Raw genomic sequence first — 7,245 nt, forward strand, 5'->3', positions numbered from 1 at the left:
AATCCCGCGACACCGTCGCCGCCACCATCCAGCGCCTGGCACGCAACGTCCGCCTGGTGTTTGACTACCTGGGCATGACCGAAAATTCCCGCCGTCGGCGGGGACGGCCAGCCACGGCGGGCTAGAACGGATTTGCCGTGGGGAAGTACCCCCGGGACTTGACGGCGCAACAAGCACTCCTCCGAATCAGCGGCTGCCGTCATCCGTGGGGATAACCTTGGTCCGACGATATGACGATATGACGATATGACGATATGACGATATGATCGTCATAGTGTTGCGGTAGGCGATACCTCGATAGGTGAGGACAAGCAGGCGACGTAGATTGTGATGGGTCCGGCGGCAACCGGAAGCCCCTCCCCAAGACCCGGCGACCTAGCCAGCCCTTCACCCCGTCAGCGCCTCCATGCCTCACCGCCCTGAAGACACCACCAATGGTTACATGATCGCATGGTATGATGATATCGTTCGCTTACCGTAGAATGGTTTTACGGTAGGACTACTTGCGATAGGAGGAGTGTGCATGACGGCGAAGATCGTGACGGTCACAAACCAGAAGGGCGGCTGCGGCAAGACCACTGTGAGCATGCAGCTCGCCGGGGGGCTCGCCAAACACGGACGAGTGCTCGTCGTCGACGCGGACGCGCAGGCTACGGCCACGCGCTGGGCCGCCTCGGCATCAGACGATCAACCGTTTCCCGCCACGGTAACCGGCCTGGCAGCCGCTGGCGCCAAGCTCCACCGGGAGGTCCGGAAGTACCTCACCGACTATGATTTCATCCTCATCGACTGCCCGCCTTCCGTCGAATCACCAGTTCCGCAAAGTGCCCTGCTCGTCTCGGATCTGGCCCTGATCCCCATCATCCCTGCTCCGGCTGATCTGTGGGCAGCCAGTGGAACCCGGGTGCTAATTGAGCAGGCAGGCGCGTTGAACAACGGGCTGATCGCGCGGATGGTGCCTAACATGGTGCCCCGCACATCCCTAGGAGATGAGGTTTTGGGAGAGCTGTCCGGATACGGGATCCCGCTGACGCAGGCACAGCTGCGTCAACGCACCGCCTATCGGGAGGCACAGGTGTACGGCACCACGGTGCACACTATGGGCGCCCGTGCGCGTGATTCCATAGAGGAGGTTGACCTCCTCCTGGAGGAAATTCTCGGCATATTGTCAGGAGTTGCGCGATGAACACCAGAAAGCGAAGCATCGGCACTGCCCTCAAGTCCTCAGTCGCAGCCGAGGAAGAGGCAGTCCGGAAGCGGTTCGACCAGGCTGATCAGCTGCTGGTCGACCGCCGTGAAGCCCTCAGCCGAGCTGAAGGGGGGGCGACAACATCGTCCGCTCTTGTCCCTAAGGATCAGGAGACCCTTGACGTCCCAGTGGGGGTCACGCGACTGGCGTACAGTCTGCCCCCACACGAGGCAGTCATGGTGCAGGAAATGCTCCTGCGAGCGGCGCAGGCTGGACAATTGATTAACCGGTCGGAGTTAGTCCGTGCAGCCCTGCAGGTCCTCAGCGTCATGCCAGATGCTGCGTTTGATGAAGCGGTAAAGTCAGTGGTTAAGCTCAAGCCAGGTCGCCCTGCGGTGAACTGAGGCTGTGAGAAGTCGTGGCCTCCCGTGGCGTTACTGCCTCACCGACAAGTCTAACGAAAGAACGATATTATCGTCATATCGTAAGAAACCTAGCACGGTCGGAGCCTTGGCGACGGTGGGGAGGCAGCGTGCCGTTTAGTGCGAGTATCATGTGCAATAATTCCAGATTTGACAGCGGCAACGCCGAGCGATGGCTATGGACGGCAAGAAAGGAGGTAGACGCAGACCATAGAACAGAGATCTAGCGAACAAGATAGGTGGCAATTTATCGCTGGTTTGCGTTTCGTGTTCCATTAGGACTGCTGGAGCGGTAGACCGAGAGGAGGGCGCCCCGAAACGGAAAAGTATCCTCGCCTCCATACTAGCCGTCCAGCCGCAACATTCGCGCCGCCGGCCACTTCGACACCACGACCCGGACGGGGACCAAGATCACCGCTCCTGGCAAAGCTTCACCAACAGCAAGACGGAGACGGCAATGCCCAGACGCGGGCGGCTCGAATCACCAACTGCGACGAGGGCTGGAGAAGGACCACCGGCCACCCGGCGCGCAACGCTGGCGGTCTGGACTATCGGCATAAATGGTTTCACTAGCGGAGGCGCCAGCCGGTCCGTGGTTGCCTTCGAGGATTAGGAGATGTCGCAAAAGACCGTTACTAAACAACCTGCCACGACGACACAAAATCTCCAATACGACTTGTTCACCACGTTTTTCGGAGACGTGGCCGACCTGTCTAACACAATTGAACTGTGGGACGCCATCCCGAAATACGCCGTATCGCCCCGTACTCAGAACGCCCTCCGCAGCCCGGACAGCCGCCTTCCCGTCCATGAATACAGCTTTGTCTACGCCACGCGACGGAATGGTCAGCGCATCGAGCACGCGTGTCGCGTTGCTATCCAACCCGCCGCAATCAAGATCGACGATACCTACATAGACTATTATCCTAGTGCCAATGAGGAACTCATAGAGGAGGTCATTCGGAAAATTTTCGCAGACCAGCAGTGCGGCGTTCATGATCCAAAAAACGCAGAAAGCTGGGTTCGCTTCTCCGTACAGATGATCCGAAAAGAGCTTAAATTGCGCAGTAAGACCAGGAACTTGGATGAAATAAAACGTTCCATCGACATCCTATCCAGGACGCACATTTCGCTCTATCTGGACGATAATCAAGATCCTGTCTATTCTGCTCCGATCCTTTCTGACGTGACCCGTGTCAACCGTCAGAAATATCTAACCGACACGTCCATCACCTGGGTTGCCCGCCTTCCTGCCCTCATTTCAAAGAGCGTAAATGAACTGACATACCGCCAGTTCAACTATGGCGTCCTCATGTCCCTTTCCTCACAAATCGCCCGTTGGCTCCACAAGCGCCTATCGCACAACTACACGAACGCAAGCTTCATGGACCCTTATGAAATCCTATTTTCCTCGATCCAACGTGACAGTGGTTTCCTGGCCTATGCACGCACCAATGACAACCTACAAGCACTAGAAACAGCCTTGGTCGAATTGCAAAGCAACCGCGTTCTCCAATCCTGGAAGCGCGTCGACGAACGCAAGGCGGGCCGCAAAATCCTCGATATCAAGTACCGCCTCCATGCACACTCAGACTTCATCGGGGATGTCAAAGCAGCCAACGCCAGACTGAGGGACTCCCGCACGACGCTCTCGGGTCCTCCTCCTGTGCATAACTCTCTGCCAAGTGGTAGGTAGACGCCGCAACAAGTGGTAGGTAGGCGCCGCAACAGTGGTAGGTGGATGCCGCAACAGGTGGTAGGTAGAAGCCGTACAGGGCATTTTTCTCCTCGTCGCCCAAGGATTCAGAGCTCAGAAACACTCAAAAAGTGGTAGGAGGATGCCGCAACACTCGAAAAAAGTAGTAGGTAGAAGCCGCAACGGTGGTAGGTGGAAGCCGCAACGCTCGAAAAAAGTGGTAGGTAGAAGCCGCAACAGTATCCTAGGTGGTAGGTGGAAGCCGCAAAGCAACTAAATTATATTATTGTTTTTGTTTATTTTTTTGTTCTTTTCGGCCACCTTATCCTTTCCTTTCTTTATTCTTTAACTTTCTTTCTTATCCTTTTTTAAAACCTGTGAATAACGTAGTCGGCACACAGGTTAGGAAATGATCAGTCAAGAAAACTAAAAATGCTTATAAAAAAGTAGTGGATATAGGGTCAAAAGCAAGCAAGATAGAACATAAGATATTGATATATTATAAAAAGAAGCTTTCAGGGTAAAGATCAGCGCATGACCTAACCGCCTTACTATGATAGGAAACCACGGCAAATCCACAAATTTTTGCCATTATAAAATCAAAGCTAAGCGCAATCAGTTCAGCCTTCAACCCACACCCCCAGACCAACGTCCTAACCACCATAGTTGAGACGTTGGCTGGCTTATAACCGGGAAGGAAAAGGCGCTAAACTCCGCTAGTTCGGACCTGGTGCCCGCCCGGACAGCGACAACTGCGTCTGCACCCAGGGGGGAGGTGGCCGAGTTTTCCACCGCCACGGTCGACCGGATACATAGTCAAGGGGTGGGTTCAGCGCTCCTCGCACATCTGATTTGGGCCGCCATACAACAGGGAATACGCGGTTTTTGGTTTGAATTGCTGCCTGCGCGAGTCGGATTGCTTTCATCCACGGTTCTACATGGGCAGTTGTACCATCGCAACCCTTTCGATCGGCTGTTCGTCACTCAGGCCCGCCCAGAGGCGCTGATCCTGAACACGCCCGCCCAGCGATCGCAAAGTACGCCGTCGAACTCCACAGGCGCGTTGCAAAACGCGGGGCATCGTTGACAATGACCTGCGTTGTGAAACATGCTACGGGCATGGACAATACCCAGAACACGATCCTTGATCTCGCGCGGAACCACGGGCTCCTTCGTCCGTTGGATCTGGCCAGCCATGGGCTGCCCCGGGTTTCCCTGACCCGACTGGTGCGCCAGGGGCGGCTTGCGCGCGTTGGCCGCGGTCTCTATGCACTCCCGGACCGCGCGGTGTCGGAGCATTCCTCGCTGGCCGAGGTCGCCCGCACACACCCCCGGGCCGTGGTCTGCCTGCTCTCGGCCCTGCGTTTCCACGAACTCACCAGCCAGGCGCCGTTCCAGGTTTGGCTCGCCATCCCGAACAAGGCGCGCGCCCCGCGCCTGGACTATCCGCCGCTACGGATCGTGCGGTTCCCCGCGGACGCCCTGACCGAGGGCGTCGATGAGCACCTGATTGACGGCGTGCCGGTGCGCATCACGGGTGTGGCGCGGACCGTCGCGGACTGCTTCAAGTACCGCAACAAGATCGGTCTGGACGTGGCCTTAGATGCCCTGCGCGAGGCCCTGGGGACGAACGGCCAGCGGCGACGGGCGACCATGGACGACCTGTGGCGCTTCGCTCGGCTTTGCCGGGTCGCCAATGTGATGCGTCCCTATATGGAGAGCCTGACGTGACCGGGCCGGACCTGGCCGCGTCCGTACGCGCCCGCTTGCTCAACAAGGCGAAGGCCGAGCAGCAGGACTTCAACCTGATCCTGACCCGCTACGCCTTAGAGCGGCTGCTCTATCGCCTGGGCCGATCCAACCACGCGGAGCGCTTCCTGCTCAAGGGCGCCTTGCTGTTCGACCTGTGGTTCGACATCCCCCACCGCCCGACCCGCGACGCCGACCTGTTGGGGTTCGGCCCGGCCGAGATCCCGCGCATTGAGGCCGTCTTCCGCGATCTGTGCGCAGGCACCTGCGAGCCCGACGATGGCATCCGCTTCCAGGCCGAGACGATCCGCGCCCTGGAGATCCGCAAGGAGGCCAGCTACGCTGGTTTACGCGTCACCCTGGTCGGGCTGCTCGCGGGCGCCCGTTGCCCGGTGCAGGTCGATGTCGGCTTCGGCGATGCGGTAACGCCCGCCCCGGAGTTGGTCGACTACCCGCCGATGCTGCCAGAACTTCCCGGCCCCAGACTGCGCGCCTATCCGCGCTACACCGTCGTCGCCGAAAAACTGGAGGCACTGGTCTCGCTCGGCATCGCCAACAGCCGCATGAAAGATTTCTTCGATCTGTGGATTTTGGCCCGCCAGGCGGACTTCGACGGCGCTATCCTGACCCAGGCGATCCGCGCGACCTTCCACCGACGCGCAACCCCGCTCCCTGATGGGGTACCCTTCGGTCTCACCGAGGACTTCGCCAATGACCGCCAGAAACAGATCCAGTGGCAAGCCTTTCTCAACAAGAACGCGCTCGGTTCGTTGTCGCTCCCCGAGATTCTGGATCTGTTGCGGCGCTTCTTGATGCCGCCGTTGAGCGGGGGGAGGACCAATCTTTCATCGGTTGGTCATTGGCCTCCCGGTGGCGGGTGGCGGGTGGCGCTGACGCCGGCAAGCGCAAGCATTGCAATCACTGCGTGTAGCGACTCCAGGAGAAGTACCCGAAATGAGCATTGAACCCAGCGACCGTGCAACGCGGCGCTGGCGGCTTGCGCATCATTCGGCTTGCTCTCCAGGTCCTCGACCGCTTGCCCGGGCAGGTGTTCGTCCAAGGCGTCCAACAGGCATTATGCAGGGGACTTTCCCCTCGCGGATGCGGCCGGCAGGGAAGGGCGCAGGCCAGCACCTCCTGACGGATGGCGTCGGTGCCGTCGCGCGGTATCCAGTCGTCCCATCAGGCGCTGAGTCAGGGGAGATGCGACCAGGTGGGGGAGGGCGGTCGTTCCCCGTCGTGGGCGAACCTCGCTCAGTCCGCTGTCGCATGCGCCGCGGCGGCCGACGCCTCCTGCGCCAGGGCCTGCTCGATATGGTAGCGCCCGTTGTCGCCATCCGCGCGCTCGATGTAACGCATGGCCGACCCGGCGTCCTTCCAGCCCACGTACTCCATCAGATCCTTCACATCCCAGTCATGACCGTTGGCCCAGGTGGCGAAGCCGCGTCGCAGGGAATGGCCACTGTAGCGGTCGGGCGTGGCGATCCCCGCCGCCAGGATGCGCCGACGTAGCAGCGGCACCAGGCTGTTGGGGTGAAGTGCGGTGGTGCCCAGGTGTCCTTTGGCGCCGATGCGGCGAAACACCGGCCCCCGCGGTCAGCGCGGCCAGGTCGATCCAGTCGGGAAAGGCCGTGACCGGGCAGAGCCGCGACCGGGCAGGGGACTTGAACTCCGCTCCGACTCCGTCGTGTTCGGTCTTGGTCCGATGCAGGTAGAGTCTCATGCCCTCCCCGGGCGTGACCACGATGTCCTCCACGCGCAGCCGGCTCAACTCATCACTGCGAACGCTGTAAACAGCCGACCAAAATCGGCGCCAGCGCAGATTATCTGCAAATGACTCTGGCGCCTCTGTTGACCCGAGGGTTAGTGCTGAGCGGTCCCCGCTGCCAGAGGTGCAGGAGTGACGCACGGTCGCGGGAGCTCACAGAGACCCAGGCCCAGGGCCAGCGAACGATCGGATGTGAAGAAACAGGCGGGGTTGCTCTCGTCACGAGGCGACCTTTGCCCCGCAAACTCTCATGGCAGACGAAAACCTATCACCGCAGTCTGAAATACCCATTGGAGGCCCGACGGCGCGGTCTGTATCTTCGCAACCGTCGGCACAGCAAAGGGTCGTTGGATCGCTCCCCCCGGTACAACAGGCGTCGCAGTGTGCTGAACGATAACGGTAAACGAGATAGCTCAACCAA

Annotated in this window: 6 protein-coding genes; 5 read left to right on the forward strand and 1 reads right to left on the reverse strand. The window is 59.6% G+C overall.

What is annotated here, in order from left to right; translation table 11 throughout:
• Window positions 1-523 precede the first annotated feature (523 nt).
• The 5 genes from parA to QZX93_RS05700 all read left to right on the forward strand — a co-directional run bounded on the left by parA (window position 524) and on the right by QZX93_RS05700 (window position 6,021).
• Complete coding sequence (gene parA / locus QZX93_RS05680; RefSeq protein WP_295390689.1) at window positions 524-1,186, forward strand: ParA family partition ATPase; 663 nt, start codon at window positions 524-526, stop codon at window positions 1,184-1,186.
• A complete protein-coding gene (locus tag QZX93_RS05685; RefSeq protein WP_295390690.1) occupies window positions 1,183-1,593 on the forward strand; it encodes a hypothetical protein in 411 nt (136 codons plus the stop codon). The genes parA and QZX93_RS05685 overlap by 4 nt, the downstream gene beginning before the upstream one ends.
• Window positions 1,594-2,227: 634 nt before the next feature.
• Window positions 2,228-3,307 (forward strand): hypothetical protein, encoded by a 1,080-nt coding sequence (locus QZX93_RS05690; RefSeq protein ID WP_295390691.1) that lies wholly within the window; start codon window positions 2,228-2,230, stop codon window positions 3,305-3,307.
• 1,101 nt (window positions 3,308-4,408) lie between these two features.
• Window positions 4,409-5,038 carry a type IV toxin-antitoxin system AbiEi family antitoxin domain-containing protein gene (locus tag QZX93_RS05695; protein WP_295390693.1) on the forward strand — a complete coding sequence of 210 codons (630 nt, stop codon included), beginning with the start codon at window positions 4,409-4,411 and terminating at the stop codon, window positions 5,036-5,038.
• Window positions 5,035-6,021, forward strand: a complete 987-nt coding sequence (locus tag QZX93_RS05700) for a nucleotidyl transferase AbiEii/AbiGii toxin family protein (RefSeq protein WP_295390694.1) — start codon at window positions 5,035-5,037, stop codon at window positions 6,019-6,021. The genes QZX93_RS05695 and QZX93_RS05700 overlap by 4 nt, the downstream gene beginning before the upstream one ends.
• 289 nt (window positions 6,022-6,310) lie before the next feature.
• Here QZX93_RS05700 and QZX93_RS05705 read toward each other — a convergent pair whose 3' ends face one another.
• Complete coding sequence (locus QZX93_RS05705) at window positions 6,311-6,640, reverse strand: tyrosine-type recombinase/integrase (RefSeq protein WP_295390696.1); 330 nt, start codon at window positions 6,638-6,640, stop codon at window positions 6,311-6,313.
• Window positions 6,641-7,245: the final 605 nt, after the last annotated feature.

The organism is uncultured Thiodictyon sp. (assembly GCF_903946935.1).
Taxonomy (GTDB): domain Bacteria; phylum Pseudomonadota; class Gammaproteobacteria; order Chromatiales; family Chromatiaceae; genus Thiodictyon.